General features: G+C 70.8%; 16 protein-coding genes, 1 tRNA gene and 2 pseudogenes. 8 read left to right on the top strand and 11 right to left on the bottom strand.

Annotated features, from left to right (window positions below):
• Window positions 1–12: 12 nt before the first annotated feature.
• Entirely contained in the window at window positions 13–564 is a 552-nt protein-coding gene (locus OG974_RS03980; RefSeq protein WP_328764347.1) for an EF-hand domain-containing protein, read from the bottom strand.
• A 326-nt stretch (window positions 565–890) separates the two neighbouring features.
• Here OG974_RS03980 and OG974_RS03975 point away from each other — a divergent pair, with 326 nt between their 5' ends.
• From OG974_RS03975 to OG974_RS03960, 4 genes and pseudogenes are all read left to right on the top strand, one after another.
• Window positions 891–1,784, top strand: coding sequence for an SDR family oxidoreductase (locus OG974_RS03975; protein ID WP_328764346.1), 894 nt, complete (start codon window positions 891–893; stop codon window positions 1,782–1,784).
• A gap of 1,219 nt (window positions 1,785–3,003) precedes the next feature.
• Window positions 3,004–3,330, top strand: a pseudogene (locus OG974_RS03970) (IS5 family transposase); the annotation flags it as partial.
• A gap of 221 nt (window positions 3,331–3,551) precedes the next feature.
• A complete protein-coding gene (locus OG974_RS03965) occupies window positions 3,552–4,661 on the top strand; it encodes a pyridoxal phosphate-dependent aminotransferase (RefSeq protein WP_327279553.1) in 1,110 nt (369 codons plus the stop codon).
• Window positions 4,658–5,575 (top strand): AEC family transporter, encoded by a 918-nt coding sequence (locus tag OG974_RS03960; RefSeq protein WP_327279552.1) that lies wholly within the window; start codon window positions 4,658–4,660, stop codon window positions 5,573–5,575. The genes OG974_RS03965 and OG974_RS03960 overlap by 4 nt, the downstream gene beginning before the upstream one ends.
• A 21-nt stretch (window positions 5,576–5,596) precedes the next feature.
• Here the strand turns inward: OG974_RS03960 and OG974_RS03955 are convergent, their stop codons facing one another.
• Together OG974_RS03955 and OG974_RS03950 are read right to left on the bottom strand one after the other, a co-directional pair.
• Window positions 5,597–6,121, bottom strand: a complete 525-nt coding sequence (locus OG974_RS03955; RefSeq protein WP_266635016.1) for a CGNR zinc finger domain-containing protein — start codon at window positions 6,119–6,121, stop codon at window positions 5,597–5,599.
• Between the two features lie 76 nt (window positions 6,122–6,197).
• The gene (locus OG974_RS03950; RefSeq protein ID WP_371645400.1) at window positions 6,198–6,371 is read right to left on the bottom strand and encodes a hypothetical protein; all 174 of its coding nucleotides are present in this window, start codon (window positions 6,369–6,371) and stop codon (window positions 6,198–6,200) included.
• Between the two features lie 190 nt (window positions 6,372–6,561).
• On the opposite strand from OG974_RS03950, the pseudogene OG974_RS03945 reads away from it, so the two are divergent.
• Together OG974_RS03945 and OG974_RS03940 are read left to right on the top strand one after the other, a co-directional pair.
• Window positions 6,562–7,014: pseudogene (locus tag OG974_RS03945) on the top strand (hypothetical protein); the annotation flags it as partial.
• A gap of 118 nt (window positions 7,015–7,132) precedes the next feature.
• Window positions 7,133–7,891, top strand: coding sequence for a site-specific integrase (locus OG974_RS03940; RefSeq protein ID WP_371645398.1), 759 nt, complete (start codon window positions 7,133–7,135; stop codon window positions 7,889–7,891).
• 31 nt (window positions 7,892–7,922) lie between these two features.
• Here OG974_RS03940 and OG974_RS03935 read toward each other — a convergent pair.
• Window positions 7,923–7,996 (bottom strand) — tRNA-Pro (locus tag OG974_RS03935).
• A gap of 148 nt (window positions 7,997–8,144) precedes the next feature.
• Here OG974_RS03935 and OG974_RS03930 point away from each other — a divergent pair.
• Both OG974_RS03930 and OG974_RS03925 read left to right on the top strand, forming a co-directional pair.
• Window positions 8,145–8,846 carry a transketolase gene (locus OG974_RS03930; RefSeq protein WP_327279551.1) on the top strand — a complete coding sequence of 234 codons (702 nt, stop codon included), beginning with the start codon at window positions 8,145–8,147 and terminating at the stop codon, window positions 8,844–8,846.
• A 30-nt stretch (window positions 8,847–8,876) separates the two neighbouring features.
• On the top strand, window positions 8,877–9,779 hold the full coding sequence (locus OG974_RS03925; RefSeq protein WP_327279550.1) for a transketolase: 903 nt from the start codon (window positions 8,877–8,879) through the stop codon (window positions 9,777–9,779).
• A 15-nt stretch (window positions 9,780–9,794) separates the two neighbouring features.
• Here the strand turns inward: OG974_RS03925 and OG974_RS03920 are convergent, their stop codons facing one another.
• From OG974_RS03920 to OG974_RS03890, 7 genes are all read right to left on the bottom strand, one after another.
• The gene (locus OG974_RS03920) at window positions 9,795–10,151 is read right to left on the bottom strand and encodes an MmcQ/YjbR family DNA-binding protein (RefSeq protein WP_327279549.1); all 357 of its coding nucleotides are present in this window, start codon (window positions 10,149–10,151) and stop codon (window positions 9,795–9,797) included.
• 96 nt (window positions 10,152–10,247) lie between these two features.
• Window positions 10,248–10,799, bottom strand: a complete 552-nt coding sequence (locus OG974_RS03915) for a GAF domain-containing protein (RefSeq protein ID WP_327279548.1) — start codon at window positions 10,797–10,799, stop codon at window positions 10,248–10,250.
• Window positions 10,796–11,455: an ATP/GTP-binding protein gene (locus OG974_RS03910; protein ID WP_327279547.1), complete on the bottom strand. Its 660-nt coding sequence runs from the start codon at window positions 11,453–11,455 to the stop codon at window positions 10,796–10,798. The genes OG974_RS03915 and OG974_RS03910 overlap by 4 nt, the downstream gene beginning before the upstream one ends.
• The gene (locus OG974_RS03905) at window positions 11,433–11,822 is read right to left on the bottom strand and encodes a DUF742 domain-containing protein (RefSeq protein ID WP_327285859.1); all 390 of its coding nucleotides are present in this window, start codon (window positions 11,820–11,822) and stop codon (window positions 11,433–11,435) included. Before OG974_RS03905 ends, OG974_RS03910 begins: the two co-directional genes overlap by 23 nt.
• Before the next feature lie 23 nt (window positions 11,823–11,845).
• A complete protein-coding gene (locus OG974_RS03900; protein ID WP_327285858.1) occupies window positions 11,846–12,274 on the bottom strand; it encodes a roadblock/LC7 domain-containing protein in 429 nt (142 codons plus the stop codon).
• A gap of 35 nt (window positions 12,275–12,309) precedes the next feature.
• On the bottom strand, window positions 12,310–14,220 hold the full coding sequence (locus OG974_RS03895) for an ATP-binding protein (RefSeq protein WP_327279546.1): 1,911 nt from the start codon (window positions 14,218–14,220) through the stop codon (window positions 12,310–12,312).
• A gap of 236 nt (window positions 14,221–14,456) precedes the next feature.
• Window positions 14,457–15,656 carry an MBL fold metallo-hydrolase gene (locus OG974_RS03890; protein ID WP_327279545.1) on the bottom strand — a complete coding sequence of 400 codons (1,200 nt, stop codon included), beginning with the start codon at window positions 15,654–15,656 and terminating at the stop codon, window positions 14,457–14,459.
• Between the last annotated feature and the right edge of the window lie 49 nt (window positions 15,657–15,705).

The following is a 15,705-nucleotide window of genomic DNA, read 5'->3' as shown; positions in this document are numbered from 1 at the left end:
GACCGGATCCACTCAGACGCGCCCGAAGAACAGGCTGCCCGGCGCCTCCGGGTCGTTCGACAGGAAGTGCTCACGGACGGCGCGGATGAACTCGTGGCGCGAGATCGCGCCGTCACCGTCGGTGTCCAGCTTCGTGAACATGTCCATCGCGTCAGGGGCTTCGCTCTTCCACACGTCCCGCAGGAAGCGCTTGAACTCGTCCTTGCTGATCTCGTTGTCGCCGTCGACGTCGATGACGTCGAAGATGGCGTGGCCGCCGCCCTCGGTGACGTTGAGGCGGCTGGTGTCGACGACGGCGAGGCGGTTGGCGATGACGAACTGGTCCTTCGTCAGCCGGTCGCCGTCCACGCCCGCGTGGCGCAGCAGCTCCAGCCAGTAGATCTGGCAGAAGGTCTGCAGAGCCCTGGATCGGCGGTCGTTCTTGTCGAGCTTGTACGCCTGGATGTAGCGGTCGGCGAGCTTCTGGTAGTCCGACCAGTCCAGGTAGCCGTCGTTGTTGGCGTCCATGGTGTCGAAGGTGCGCTCGAGCTTGGTGGTGATGATGTCCTGTACTGCGGCGGTCACGTGTCCTCCTTGGGGAGAAAGGGGGGATGTACACAAGCACCCTTGCGCGAGGGACATCCCGCACAAAAGTGCCCATCCCCCCTTCCACTCCTTCGGCCCAGCCGGGCCACCCGTAGGAGTGCGTTCGGCACGGACCGACGCACATACTGAAGTCCCGCCCACGGAAGCGGTGCGCCGCGCACTGTCGCCGGACGCCGTCGGCTCCGAGAAGCCGAAGCCGCCGACCGTGCCACCGATGCCACGACGGCAAGGGGGCGGAACGCCCTGCCGTCCGGCCCGCGGAGCACGACCCCGCCCGCCTCCATGCCATCAACCGGAGTGAACACGTGTCGAAATCGTCGGGTCCGACGTCGCCCGCAGGCCGGGCCGTACTGATCACCGGGGCCTCCTCCGGCCTGGGGGAAGCCTGCGCGCTCCACATGTCCCGGGTCGGCTTCCACACCCTCGCCGGGGTCCGCCGCCCCGAGGACGGGGAACGGCTGCGCGCGGCTGCAGCCGGCCGGCTGACGCCGGTGATCGTCGACGTGACGGACGAGAAGTCGGTCCGGGCGGCCGTGGACGAGGTGACCGGGCTGCTCGGCGGCGCCGGACTGTGGGGGCTGGTCAACAACGCGGGCATCGCGGTCACGGCTCCGCTGGAGTGCGTGCCCATGGAGCAGATGCGCAGGCAGCTCGACATCAACGTGATCGGCCAGGTGCAGATGGTCCAGGGCTTCCTGCCGCTGCTGCGTGCCGGTACCGGGCGGATCGTCAACGTGTCCTCCGGCCTCGGGAACGTCGCCCTTCCCTACCTCGGCGCCTACGCCGCCTCTCAGTTCGCCAAGGAGGCCCTCAGCGACGCACTGCGCCGCGAACTCGCTCCACAGCGCATCCCCGTCGTGGTGATCCAGCCGGGCGCTGTCCTGACCCCCCTCTGGTCCAAGATGTCCGACACGGGCAACCGGGCTCTGGAGGGCGCACCCGAGCCGGTCCGTGAGCTCTACCGCGACTCGTTCCTCGGCTTCATGGAGGCGAACGAGACCTCGGCCCGCAGTAGCAGCACGACCGTCGACGACGTCGCCCGGGTGGTGTTCCGCGCGCTGGTCGCCGAGCGGCCGAGGACCCGGTACACCGTCGGCCGCGACGCCACCGGCAGCCGGGTCCTGTCGAGGCTGCTGCCGGACCGGGCCCTGGACCGAGTCTTCGGCGGGACGTCGGCCCTGAAGAATCTCAGGAACTGAACGCCCCCGACCGCCACCCACCCCACCGCATGAGAGGGCCCGGCGGCCACCTCGTTCTCCTCTGGTGCGCACGCGATGCGTGAGCGGATGGCCTTACACCACGCCGCACGAGCGGGAACGGATGCACCGCCGCCCCAGGCCGACCAGCACTCCGAAGCAGTACGCGGCTCAACCCGGCACGGATGCGAGCCCGCTCCTTCTGGGCAGGTCGATGAATCCGAATCCTGAGATCGGCTTGCGTAGAGGCCTGAGGGGTCCCGAACGGAAGCAGTCGGCGCCGTCGTCCGTCCGTTCGCCTGGACCCCTTGACCCGCAAGTCATAGCGCAGCGCGCGGGCTCCAGTGTCCGAGAAAGGGCCTGAGACCGCCGGCTCGCGGTTCGGGGATGCCGTGGCGGCCGGGGACGGTGCGCTCAGAGGGCCGAAGCCCTCCACGCGAGCCACTGTTCGGTCGACCCGCGCTTCGGCTTGGACCCTGGTCCGACCTGGAGGCACGGCGCGACCCGGGTGCGTACGGCGCTCGCATACTCCGCCAGCCCAACGGCATCCCGCCCCGCGTCACGGAACGTCACTACCCGGAACCGGATGGGGCAGGGGTCACCAACAGCTCGGCTGCCAGTGCCCCAGCCACTTCAAGGTCCCTACTCGCCACAGCTGAGGGCCCCGTCCAGCAACCGCCAATCAGGCATGACGACCCATCAGAATCCGCGCCGTCCGTGCGTCAAACGTGCGTCACATGCGTCGAACATGCGTCAAGATATCGCACCTAACGCACGTAACGCCCATAACGCACACTCGGAGAAACGCCAGGTCAGCGGCCCTTCTCGGCAGGCTCAAGGATCGCCACGCACTCGACATGATGGGTCATCGGAAACAAGTCGAGGCATCCGGCGCATGGGAGCTCCGTCGAAGCTGGCGCCCGGTGCAATCCAGTGACGGTCGTGGGGTCCAACATGGGGTGACATGACGCGCGGTTACCCTTCCGGCCTCCACTCGGGGCCGCAGCGAAACAGTCACGGTTGCGCGCCTGGGCGGAGCAAGATCCGGGCCAGTTACGGGCCAGTATCGCACCTCCGAAGGCCGATGCCTTCGTTTTGCCTGGCCAGGAGCGGTGTGGCGCGCGTGTACCACCAGCACTCCAAGAATCTTCTGGGCGTATGCGTGGCTAGGGCCTGTCCGATGGGTCGATGACAAGACGGGCCGCGGATCATTGAGAGCGGGGTGGGGCGGGGAGGCCTAACCGACATGGAATGGGGGCGGCTGGAGCCGCACTTGCCCAGGAACGTTCGACGGGGCGGGCATTGGAAGGATCACCGGCTATTCATCAACGGGATCTTGTTCCGGCAGCGGACCTGCGTTCCCTGGCGGGACCTGCCGACGCGATTCGGCAGCTGGCAGACCTGCTACGACCGCCACAGGCGATGGTCTGCGGATGGCACGTGGGAGAGGGGCTTGCGGGCCGTCCAGGCCGATGCCGATCAGCAAGGGCGTATCGACTGGTCGATGGTGAGCGTGGACTCGACCGTGTGCCGCGCCCATCAGCACGCGCCGACGCCCGCAAGCATCCTGTAATGGTTGTCATGCCTCGCAGCATTACATCAACCTGTCGGCATGCACTCCTTGACACCCAGCGCCCAGGGCACTGACTCTTCCCACCCCCACCAGCGAGACAGAGCGGCCACCGGTTCTACGGATGTTCCGTTCGGCTCGGGGAGGGCTGGCTGGTGACTGGCTGCCCGGTGACACCTTCCGGCTCACCCATCCTGGAGATGGCCCGCCGCGCGGCCGAGTATCGCGCGGAAGGCCGTCGCGTCATCGACCTCACGCTCGGCGAGCCCGACTTCGCCCCGCCTGCGCACGCGGTTCTTGCCGCCCAGGAGGCCGCCGCCCGCCCGTTGGGCTACACCCCTGCCAACGGGATACCGGAACTGCGCCAGGCCGCACGGCACGCGCTGGAACGAGACCGCGCCCTGAGTTACACGGATGCCGAGGTGGCCGTGGGATGCGGTGCCAAACAGGTCATCTTCAACGCGCTCCTCGCCACCCTGGGCCCGGGCGACGAGGTGATCATCCCGGCGCCCTACTGGGCAAGTTACCCGGACATGGTTCGCCTGTGCGGCGCCGTGCCCGTGATCGTTGCCTGCTCGGCCGAATCAGGGTTCAGACTCGCTCCCGACACCCTGGAAGCGGCCATGACCGAACGCACACGCTGGGTCGTGCTCAACGCTCCCGGAAACCCCTCGGGCGCCACCTACAGCCATGACGCCCTGACCGGTCTCGCCGAAGTCCTGCGACGGCGCCCCTCGGCGATGATTCTTTCGGACGAGATCTACGCCCACATCCGCTACGGCGAGGGCGAGTACTTCAGCATCGCGCAGGTCGCACCTGATCTGCACGAGCGGATCCTGCTCGTCGACGGCGTCTCCAAGGCGTACGCGATGACCGGCTGGAGGGTCGGCTGGGGGTTCGGCCCGGCCGAACTTGTCCGTCGTATCACCGCCGTACAGACACAGAACTGCACGCAGACGGCGACCGTCAGCCAGATCGCCGCTGTCGCCGCCCTGGAGGGGCCGCAGGAACTGCTGGCGGAACGGTGTGAAACGTACCGCCAACGGCGCGATGCGGCTCTGGCGATTCTGCGGCAGAGCCGGCACCTGGACACACTGGAACCCGACGGCGCGTTCTACCTCCTTCCGCGCCTTGCGAAGGGCGACGACCTCACGGCAGCGAACTCCCTCCTCGAAGCGGGATGCGCGACCGTCCCGGGCAGCGCCTTCGGTGCGCCAGGCCACCTGCGGCTCTCCTTCGCCACCGACATCGCCGCCCTGGAAGAGGGCTGCCGTATCATCTTCGCCACGCTGAACGGGATTCCGGCGTGATCGCACTGACCGTCAAGGCGCTGATCCCGGTCGTCCTGCTGATCGCGCTGGGCTACGCGCTCAAGCGATCGATGATCACGGCCGAGGGCTTCTGGTCCGCAGCCGAGCGCCTCAGCTATCACGTGCTGCTCCCGGCTCTGTTCCTGCACAGCCTGGCGACGGCCGACACCGACGATCTGCCGGTAGCGGCCCTGGCAGGCACTCTGGTCGCCTCCACGGTGACAGTCGCCGTGCTGATCATCGCCTTCAGGCCCATGATGCGACTGAAAGACGACGGCTTCACCTCTGTCTTCCAGGGCAGCGTCAGGTTCAACAACTACATCGGCGTAACCATCGCCGCCGGCCTGTACGGCACCCAGGGCATCGCCACCGCCGCGGTCTGCAACGCGGCGATCGTGCCCACGGTCAACATCTTGTGCGTGCTGGTCTTCGCGCGGTTCGGGAGCGCACGCCTGCGTCTTGCGGGCATCGTCAAACAGCTCGTGACCAACCCGCTCATCCTCGCCTGCGCGGGAGGCATCCTCCTTCAGGCACTCGATCTGCCCCTGCCGCCGGGCATCGAGCCCGCGCTCCAGGCACTAGGAGCAGCCTCGATGCCGCTGGGGCTCCTGTGCATCGGCGCCGCGCTGCGCTTCGGTGCGGCACGGTCGTGGGCGGCGCCGATCCTCACGTCGTCGTCCGTCAAGTTCGTCCTCATGCCCGCCGCGACCTTCCTGGCGGCTCAGATGGTCGGCCTGGGCTCCCAGGCGCTGATCATCGCCGTGCTCTTCCAGGCTCTGCCCACGGCATCGTCCTCGTACATCATGGCGAGACAACTCGGCGGCGACGCACCGCTGATGGCCGGCATCACCGCGACGCAGACACTTCTTGGGATCGCCGCCGTCCCGCTCGTCCTGGCGCTGGTCTCGGCATAGTGCTTACAACCGGGCGGAAGGCTAGCGCCGTTTCATGCGGTGGCGACGGACCGCATCGGTGTTGGCACAGCGCGCGCAGCAGTAGGCGCGGCGACCGCTGCGGCTGGTGTCGACGAAGGCGGTCCGACAGGAGTCCAGCGAGCAGACGCCCAGCCGTTCCCCCTCGGCCTCCATGGTGAAGATGGCCAGAGCTCCCGCGGTCACGGCTTTCACACGGCTTTGGACGTCCTGGCCGTCCGGTGCGAAGTGCAGATGTGGCCGCAAGTCGTCGTGCGTGGTCAGGTACACGCTTCCAGCGCCGTCCGCGAGCAGAGCGTTGATCATCTCGCACCGTTCGTCCTGCGAGGCAGCCTCGAAAACGGGCCTCAAACGCCGCGACCACACCCTGATCTTCTCACCGGCCGAGCCAGTGACACGCGAACGCCGGATCGCATGCTCCTGCAGTGCCCGTTCCAGTGCCTCAGACCCCCAGGAACCACTCGACTCGAGATTCACCAGCGACACGGCCAAGTGGACCCCGACCATGTTGTCATGTTCAAACTTCACTCAACCATTGCAACACATGCCAGGATCCGCCGGACAGAACCTAGCTAGGGCAGAGACCCGGGACACCCCATGGGTATCAGCGGCAGCAGGAGATCCCGCCCGGCGACACCGCCTCCTCACGTGTGACCACCGGCAGTTCGACTCCTGCTCCCATCGGCTTGGCCGCGCGGACGATCGCGGAGTGCATGCCGTCGGCCATCACGTGAGTCGGAGTGATCTCAACCTCGGTGAAGCCGTCAGCTGGGTACAAGGCAACCAAGGTCCGGACCATTCACGGACCATCCACTGGCCGGCCGTTCCACTTCACCATTTCGGCTGGTCAGCGTCAGTGCGACCCCTACACCCGCAGGAGAGGAAGAATCTGCTGGGCGTATGCGTGGCTAGGTCAGAGCGCTGCCTTGGCGCAAAGACAGGGGGAAAGCGCAGGTCACAGGGGGCGCATGGATCGTGGTGGTCGCAGGTGGTCGCAGGTGGTCGCACGAGACTGGAGGTGTCGACCTTTCTTCCGCCTCCTGGAGGCGATCCCCATGCGTACCACCGGCGACCGCGGCCGCATCTACCGCAGGTGTGGCTGCCGCGACACATTGCGTCACCAGCTCGGAGCGCACTGCCCGCACCTGTCCGCCGACGGTGACCACGGGACGTGGACCTTCGCCGTCGACGTCCCGGCACCGCGCCACCGCCGGACGACCGTCCGCCGTGGCGGATTCGGCAGCCACGACGCGGCCGAGGGGGCGCTGCGGAGGTTCCTGGAGGGCGAGGCCGGCGGGTTCAACGCCGACCCGAACCAGAGCGTCGCCGACTACCTGAGTACCTGGCTCGCCGCCAAGGCGCTCGTGCTCAAGCCGACCACCATGGCGCGTTACCGGGACTACGTCCACAACGATCTCGTCCCGGCCTTCGGGACTATGAAGCTGGACGAGCTCGGGCACCGGCACATCGCCGCGTTCGTCACCGGCGAGCTCGCCGCCGGCCGCGCTCCTCCAGCACTGCCATCAGACAGACCCGGACATGGCCGACCTGTTCGAGTTCCTCATCGGCACCGGCATGCGCAAAGGAGAGGCCCTCGGTCTGCACTGGGACGACGTCCACCTGGCCGAGCGTGTCCTCTATGTACGCTGCACCCTCTCCGCGATCGACAACAACCACCTCGTCATCACCACGCCCAAGACCCGTACCAGTCGGAACTGGGTCGCCGTCTCACCCCGCGTCGCCACCGCACTCCAGCACCGGGTCCGGTCAAGGGCCCGCCGCCACAGCGATCCCAGCGATCCATTCACCGGACTCGTCTTCTGCAGACCCGACGGCCGACCCCTGCGACCCCACACCGTCCTCGACCGGCTCCGGCAACTCTCCAAAGAGGCTGGTGTACCGCGGGTGACCGTTCACGACCTGCGGCACCTGGCCGCCACGATCACCGTCACCGCAGGCGTCCCGCTCACCGTGGTCTCCAAGACGCTGCGGCACTCCACCCTCTCGACCACCGCCAACATCTACAGCCACCTCACCCAACAAGCCGCCCGCGAAGCCGTCGACACCATCGACCACACCCTCACCCGGGCCCAGAAACGAAACGACCGACGGGCCTGGCTGGAACGGCTGCGACCACCACGCGACCACGTCCAGCGCCTCCGCGAAGCCCTCCACCGGTTCAGCTCCCCCGCCCCGCCTGTGTTCAGCACCATGGCGGACCGGTCCCGAACCGGGCGTGCGACCACGCTGCGACCACCAGCACTCCGGGCACGGAAAAGGCCGTCCTCCCATGTGTGAGAGAACGGCCTCCGACCTGCATGAAGCAAAGTCGGGACGACAGGATTTGAACCTGCGACCCCTTGACCCCCAGTCAAGTGCGCTACCAAGCTGCGCCACGTCCCGATGCCCGCTGACCTGGGGTTTCCCCTGGTTGAACGCGCACGAGAACGATACCGCACTTCGCGGGGTGGTCGCGCGCACCTTCCGGGCCGGTGTCGGTCCCTCCGGGGGCGCTTGACCTCAAGTTGACTTGAGGTTGCACGATCGGTGCATGACACAGGCAACCGCGGACCCACGGTTCCGCTACGAGGATCTGAGCCGGCTCATGGCGCTCATGACCGGCGCCGAGAAGCACGGACCCGCATCGACCTCCACCCTCGACGTGCTGTGGGTGCTCTACGACCGGGTGCTGCGGGTGGGACCGGCCACGGCCGAGGAAGCCGGGCGGGACCGGTTCCTGCTCTCCAAGGGGCACGGGCCGATGGCGTACTACGCCGTACTCGCCGCCAAGGGCTTCTTCCCGGTGGACTGGCTGAGCGGCTTCGGCTCGTACGAGTCCCCCCTCGGGCACCACCCGGACCGCACCCTGATCCCCGGAGTGGAGATCGGCAGCGGCTCCCTCGGGCACGGGCTGCCGCTCGCCGTCGGCAGTGCGCTCGGGCTGCGGGCGCAGGGGCTGGACGATCCGGCGGTGTGGGTGCTGATCGGGGACGCCGAACTCGACGAGGGCAGCAACCACGAGGCCCTGGCGTACGCCGGGTCGGCCGGGCTGGAGCGGCTGCACACGGTGGTGATCGACAACGACTCCGCGACCCACGGCTGGCAGGGCGGGATCGCCTCCCGCTTCGAGGCGGCCGGCTGGTCGGCGGTGACCGTGGACGGCCGGGACCACGCGGCGCTGCACGCCGCCTTCACCGCGCCGCATCCGGGCCGGCCGCACGCCGTCGTCGCCCGTGTCGAGAAGAAGCAGTAGAAGAAGCAGTAGGAGAGGCAGGGGGAGTCCGTGGACACCATGCGGGAACGCTTCATCTCGGTCACGTCGCGCGAGCTCGACGATGACCCGCGGCTGGCCCTGGTGCTCGCCGAGATCACCATGGACGGGTTCCGGCCCGCACGGCAGCGCCACCCGGACCGGGTGGTCAACGTCGGCATCAGGGAGCAGCTGCTCGTCGGGGTCGGCGGCGGGCTGGCCCTCACCGGGCTGCGGCCGATCGTGCACACCTTCGCCAGCTTCCTGGTGGAGCGGCCGTTCGAGCAGGTCAAGCTGGACTTCGGGCACCAGGGCACGGGTGGGGTCCTGGTCAGTGCCGCCGCCAGCTACGACTGGCCGGCCGGCGGGTTCACGCACATGGCACCCGGCGACGTGGCCCTGATCGACACCCTCGACGGCTGGACGGTCCACGTGCCCGGGCATCCGGACGAGGCCGAGGCGCTGCTGCGCCACGCCTACGCCGCCGGGGACGACAAGGTGTACGTCCGGCTGTCGCAGCAGTCGAACGCCGCCCCGCGCCCGGTGGACGGGCTGCGCACGCGGACCGTCCGGGAGGGCGGCCCCGGCGCCGGGGTCGTCGTCGCCGTCGGACCGCTGCTGGACAACGTCCTCGCCGCGACGGAGGGACTGGACGTGACCGTGCTGTACGCCACGACCGTGCGGCCCTTCGACGACGCGGCCCTGCGCGAGGCCGTCGGTCGCGGCACGACCGACGTCGTCCTCGTCGAGCCGTACCTGGCCGGGACCTCCACCACGGCGGCGGCCGAGGCCCTCGCGGACGTCCCCCACCGGGTCCTCGGCCTCGGCGTCGGCCGCGCCGAGCTACGCCGCTACGGCACGATGGAGGAGCACACCGCCGCGCACGGCCTGGACCCGCATTCCCTCCGCGGGCGGATCAGCGACTTCCTCCGCTGAGGACGGGGCGCCCCTTCACGGCCCGGCCAGTTCCGGGTGGGCCGCGGCCAGGCGTCGAGGGGCCGCCTGCAGCCAGGAGTCGATCAGGATCGCGCGCAGCTCGGCCGCGCCCTCCAGAGCTGCCAGGCGGACCCGGAGCCACGCGTAGTTGTCGTCGTGGCCGTCCCGGATGAAGAACTTCTCCGGCTCGGCCGCGATGAGTTCCGCGCGGTCCTCCTTCGGGCACTTCACCCCGATCGAGGCGTCGTCCTCGCCGAGCGCGGCGAACATCTTCCCGCCCACCCGGAACGTGGGCATGCCCCAGGCGAGCTTCTCGGTGCTGTCGGGGAGCGACAGCGCGGTCGTACGGACGTCCTCGGCGGTCACGGCCATCCCGCGACTCCTCTCCGGCCACCGGTCGGGCTCCGGGCTTCGGGCTCGTCGTCGACCGTAGCGCCCGGCACTGACAGCCGCCCCCGGGCAGCCCCGTCAGCCCGCGCGCAGGCCGTCCTCCCGGGCATGGATGATCTCCAGCAGCTCCGCCGCCAGGGACTTGGCCCTGGCCAGCCCCTGCATCCCCCACCGCCGCGGCTCCTGGTCCACCGCGCACACGGTGCCCAGGACGATCCCCGTCCGGTCGGTCAGCGGCGCACCCACGTACGACCGGACCCCGCTCTCGTCCACCACCGCATTGCCGGCGAAGCGCGCGAAGTCCCGTACGTCCTCCAGTACCAGCCCCCGCCGCCGCACCACCACGTGCGGGCAGTAGCCGTGGTCCCGGGGCAGCACCCGCGCCGGGTAGCCGCTCGCCGGGGCGTCCGGCGCGTGGTGCAGTCCGGCGAAGAACTGCCGTTCCTCACCGATGAAGTTGACCCCCGCGTACGGGGCGGCCAGTACGTCGGCGATCCGCCGGGCGAAGGCGTCGAGCTCCGTGTCCGTCCGTTCTCCCAGGCCCAGTTCGCGCAGCCGGACGGCGCGCGCGGGCGCCTCCCGGTCCACCGGTGTGAGCAGCAGGTGTCCGGTCGACTCGTAGTACGTCATCGCGGTGTCCCCCCATCCCCGTCCCAAGACTTCACTGAATGCGCTGAGTGCGCCGACTTCGCCGACTTGTCCGTTGCCGCCGTGAAGAGCAGGTGGTGGACGAGCGCGGCGAGGGTCCCGGTCCCGGAGCTGGTCAGCCGTGCGTCGCACCGTACGACGGGCACGTCGGGCCCGAGTCCCACCGCCTCCCGTACCTCGCCGGCCGTGTAGCGGTGGCCTTCGTCGAACTCGTTGACGGCGACGATGAAGCCGATGCCGCGCCGCTCGAAGAAGTCGACGGCCGGGAAGCAGTCGGCGAGCCGGCGGGTGTCGGCGAGCACCACCGCGCCGAGCGCGCCCGTGCACAGCTCCTCCCACAGGAACCAGAAGCGCTGCTGCCCCGGCGTGCCGAAGAGGTACAGGACGTGCCGCTCGTCCAGGGTGATCCGGCCGAAGTCGAGTGCGACGGTCGTGGCCGTCTTCGCCTCGACGCCGTCGAGCGGGTCGGGGCCCTCGCTGAGTCCGCTGAGCAGTTCCTCCGTGCACAGCGGCTCGATCTCGCTCACCGCGCCCACGAAGGTCGTCTTGCCCGCCCCGAACCCGCCCGCGACCAGGATCTTCAATGTCGCGGGCAGAACGGCGGCGGGGCGGGTGTCACAGTCGTCGGCGTAGGCCATCGAGCACCGCCCGGAGCAGGTTGTGGTCGTCGGAGGCGACGTATTCGCCGCTCGGGAACCGCGGCGCCTGCGCCGTGACGGCCCCGTGTTCCATCAGGTCGGACAGCAACACCTTGACGACCACCGCCGGCAGCCGCAGCTGCCCGGCCACCTCCGCGACGGTGACGGCCGCGGAGCCCGCGCACAGGCGCAGCGCCAGGGTGTGCTCGGCGCCGAGGGGCCCGCGCGGGCGCACGCCCGTCGCGGTCACCAGGGACAGGAGGTCGAGTGCGACGGCCGACCGGGTCCGCCCGCCGCTGGCCGTGTACGGGCGCATCACCCGGCCCGCTGAGTCGTCGAGCCAGGGCGTGTCGCGCGGTGTTCCCATGGCGTACGCGGCGCGGGCGCGCATCACTCCGGGTCGCTGGCGGGCCGCCGCGGCGGGGCCGCCAGGTACGGTCGGACGCTCTTGACCAGCATCGCCATCTCGTAGCCGAGTACGCCCGCGTCGGCCTCCCGGTCGGCGAGGACCGCCAGGCAGGTGCCCGCCCCGGCGGCCGACACGAACACGAGGGCGGTGTCGAGCTCGACCACGACCTGCCGGACCTGCGCGCCGTCCCCGAACCGGGATCCGGCGCTGCGTCCGAGCGAGTACAGTCCGGACGCCAGCGCCGCGAGGTGGTCGGCGCTGTCGCCGTCGAGGCCGTGGACGCACGTGACGAGGCCGTCGGCGGTGAGGAGGACCGCGCTGCGCGTGTAGGGGACCCGCTGGACCAGGCCGCTGAGCAGCCAGTCGAGATCCGAGAGCCGACTGGTCTTCGTCGCCGCTTCGCCGCCCATGGTGGTGCGCTCCTTGCCGAGGTGAGTGGTCGGGGTCATGGCTGGTTCTCCGACTGGGCGAGGCCGAAGCCCCGTTGGAAGGCGGCCATCAGGCCCGGATCGTGCACGGGTCGCTCGGGTGCGTCGTCCCGCCGCGGGGCGGGGACGTCCCGCAGTTGCGGCGCGACGTGCTGCTGGGCCCGGCGGCGGGGCAGGGGCGGCCGGTCCGGATCGGTCCGGGCGGCCGGTACGGAAACCACCGGGTGCACGGGGACCGGGAGGGCGGGTTCCCGCACGGCCGAATCGGGGGCCGGCCGCAGGGCCGGGGGCATCGCCGACGCCGTGCCCCGGCCCGCGACCGGGCCCGCGCCCGGGGTGACGTCCAGCCCGAGGTCCAGGCCCAGGCCCAGGTCCAGGGTCGTCTCGACGGCCGGCGCCCGTCCCGGCTCCCGGGGGTCGGGCGCCTGCCGCACGGCCCGCGGCCCCGGCCGCGTCTCCGCTCGGGGTACGGGCTGCGCCGCCCAGGTCGGGGCGGCCGGCGGCCGTGCGGCCGCCGGCTCCGGTTCGGGTCGCGGCCCCGGCCGAGGCTCCGGTTCCGGTCGTCGCAGCGGTTCCGGTCGCGGCTGCGGCTCCGGTCGCGCGTGCGGCTCCGGTCGCGGGTGCGGTACTGCCACCCGTACGGGCTCCAGCGGGGGCATGCCCGCGCCGGCCTCCCCCGTCCCCCACGAGGTGGCCCGGGAGCCGCCGAGCGCGTCGGCGGCGCCGGGCGCCTCCGCCCCCAGCAGTTCCTGGGGCAGGACGAGGACCGCGAGCACGCCGCCGTAGATGTTGGACTTGAGCTCGACGGCGATCCCGTGGCGGCGGGCCAGCGCCGAGACCACGAACAGGCCGATCCGGCCGTCCGCCAGCAGGTGCCGGACGCTGATCTGGTCGGGGTCGACGAGCAGGGCGTTCATCCGGTGCTGCTCGGCTGCCGGCATGCCCAGCCCGCGGTCCTCCACTTCGACGGCGATGCCCGCGGTGACCCGCTCGGCGCGCAGCACCACGTCGGTGTCGGGCGCGGAGAACACCGTGGCGTTCTCGACCAGTTCGGCCAGCAGGTGCACCACGTCGGCGACGGCGTGGCCGCGAACGGTGCCGCCGGCCGGGGGCACCACCTTGACCCGGGTGTACTGCTCGACCTCCGCGACGGCGGAGCGCAGTACCTCGCTCAGATCGATGGGCCGGGTCCACTGGCGCCGGGAGGCGGCGCCGCCGAGTACGGCCAGGTTCTCGGCGTGGCGGCGGATCCGGGTGGCGAGGTGGTCGACGTGGAAGAGCTCCTTGAGGAGGTCGGGGTCCTCGACCGTGTCCTCCAGCTCGTCGAGCAGCGAAATCTCGCGGTGCACGAGGGACTGGAGCCGGCGCGCGAGGTTGACGAAGACCTCGACCTTGCGGTCGCTGTCGGACGGCGCGGCCGGTCCGGCCAGCCGTACGAGGGTGGTGTGCGCGTGTTCGCGGGCGCCGCGCAGCTCCTGGGAGAGCAGCCAGAACTCGTCCACGCGGGCCTGGTCGCTGCCGGGCGGCGGCGCCGTCGGACCCCCGCGGACCGGGCGGACCGGCGGCTCGCCGCGTTCCAGCCGCTCGGCGGCGGTCCGCAGCTCCTGGCGTCCGCGCACGCTGGAGCGGCGCAGGGCTTCGCAGCGGTCCCGGACGGCCTTGGCGGAGCGCTGGGCGCCGAGCAGGGCCGCGGCCAGTGCGCCGACGACGAGCAGCGCGCAGCCGGCCAGGACCGGCCACAGCCGGGCGTCCCGCTGCCCCGCGCCCCCGCCGAGCTGGAGCGTGAAGATCACCGCGGCGGCTCCGCTGAGTGCCGCCGCGAGGGTGGGCAGCATGGCGGCGCGGACCAGCTGGGGGTGTATCTGCCGGCCGGGACCGGTGACGGCGTGTCTCGACGGGGCGTGGCGGGCGGCGCGGAGTCCGGACATCGGCGTCCTCTACGTGGGGCCCGGGCCCCCAGGGGTTCCGGGGCCCGGTGTTGATCACCAAATACCCACGCTAGACCGCACGATCCCTCCCCTAACAGCCAGTTGGGGAACTTCACGGGGGTGCTTCCCGCTCCCGGCGGAGCGCTCGTACGACAGCCCGAATCCGCCGGGGGCGTGCGTTCGCAGTGGCCTGTGCGACGCACGACCCCCGGCCTGTGGATGCCCCGGAGCGGCGCCTACGAGCCGACGGCCTCCGGTTCCTCGTGCGCCACGGCCGGAGGCCGCGAGGCCGCGACGGGGAGGGTGCCGGTCGCGGGTGCGGGCGGGGCCGACGCCACGAACGGGCGCCACCACGGCTCGCTGGGAGCGTCGGCGGCGCCCGGCTCGAACGGCTGGCCCGGGATCGGCAGCGCGATCGCCGCCCCGGTGGCCTCGGCGGCGGCCACGGTGCCTTCGCCGGGCTCGTCCCACGGGTGCGGGGCCAGGTTGAAGGTGCCCCAGTGGATCGGCAGCATCGTGCCGTGCGGGATGCCGCCCTGGAGGTCGAGGTGGGCGCGCATGCCCTCCTCCGGGGTCATGTGGATGTCGGGCCAGTACTCCGAGTACGCGCCGACCTGGATCATCGTGGCGTCGAAGGGGCCGTGCTCGGCGCCGATCTCCCCGAAGCCGGGGAAGTAGCCGGTGTCACCGCTGTGGAAGATCCGGTGCTCGTCGCCCGCGACGACCCACGAGGCCCACAGGGTGTTCTGCGTGTTGCGCAGGCCGCGCCCGCAGAAGTGCCGCGCCGGGGTCGCCGTCAGCGAGAGCCCCGCGATCTTGGTGCCCTCGTTCCAATCGAGCTCGCGCAATCGGTCCGGCGGGACGCCCCAGCGCTCCAGGTGGGCGCCGACGCCGAGCGGTACCGCGAAGACCGTGTCCGTGCCGGCCAGCTGCTTGATGGTCGGCAGGTCGAGGTGGTCGTAGTGGTCGTGCGAGATCACCACGGCGTCGACCGGCCCCAGCGAGGCCAGCGGTACGGGGACGGGATGCAGCCGCTTGGGTCCGGCGAACGGGAAGGGCGAGCAGCGCTCACCCCACACGGGGTCGAACAGCACCCGCCGCCCGTCGATCTCCGCGAGTACGCCGGAGTGCCCCATCCAGGTCAGGCGCAGCCCGCTGACCGGTGGCTTCGTCAGCTCGGCGAGCGTCGTCGGGTAGACCGGGATCGGAGCGCCCGGGTTGCGCCTGATCCGCTGCTCCTTGTGGAAGTAGATCTTGGCGAACTCCAGCATGGAGCCGGAGGGCCTGGTCCGGGCCCCGACGGGGTTCTGGAACACGCCGTCGGCGAAGTTCGGCGAGCGGAGGATCCGCTCCAGGCGCGCGCCGGAGGGGTCCGCGCCAAAGGCTTCGGGCCGCAGGGCGCGCAACCGTGGACGCAGGGGACGGGAGCCGGTCAAAGCGCCTCCTGGGAGGGTGGGGCGGATGGTCGTGATGCCGTGCGTACGT

The organism is Streptomyces sp. NBC_00597, from assembly GCF_041431095.1.
Lineage (GTDB): Bacteria > Actinomycetota > Actinomycetes > Streptomycetales > Streptomycetaceae > Streptomyces.
This window is presented reverse-complemented; position numbering and strand designations above follow the sequence as displayed.

Excerpts from the sequence above, each read along its gene's own strand:
- OG974_RS03920 (WP_327279549.1), bottom strand. The coding sequence starts at position 10,151 with ATGGCCGTGACCGCCGAGGACGTCCGTACGACCGCGCTGTCGCTCCCC.
- OG974_RS03905 (WP_327285859.1), bottom strand. The coding sequence starts at position 11,822 with ATGGGAACACCGCGCGACACGCCCTGGCTCGACGACTCAGCGGGCCGG.
- OG974_RS03940 (WP_371645398.1), top strand. The coding sequence starts at position 7,133 with ATGGCCGACCTGTTCGAGTTCCTCATCGGCACCGGCATGCGCAAAGGA.
- OG974_RS03930 (WP_327279551.1), top strand. The coding sequence starts at position 8,145 with ATGACACAGGCAACCGCGGACCCACGGTTCCGCTACGAGGATCTGAGC.
- OG974_RS03900 (WP_327285858.1), bottom strand. The coding sequence starts at position 12,274 with ATGGGCGGCGAAGCGGCGACGAAGACCAGTCGGCTCTCGGATCTCGAC.
- OG974_RS03965 (WP_327279553.1), top strand. The coding sequence starts at position 3,552 with ATGGCCCGCCGCGCGGCCGAGTATCGCGCGGAAGGCCGTCGCGTCATC.
- OG974_RS03895 (WP_327279546.1), bottom strand. The coding sequence starts at position 14,220 with ATGTCCGGACTCCGCGCCGCCCGCCACGCCCCGTCGAGACACGCCGTC.
- OG974_RS03910 (WP_327279547.1), bottom strand. The coding sequence starts at position 11,455 with ATGGCCTACGCCGACGACTGTGACACCCGCCCCGCCGCCGTTCTGCCC.
- OG974_RS03915 (WP_327279548.1), bottom strand. The coding sequence starts at position 10,799 with ATGACGTACTACGAGTCGACCGGACACCTGCTGCTCACACCGGTGGAC.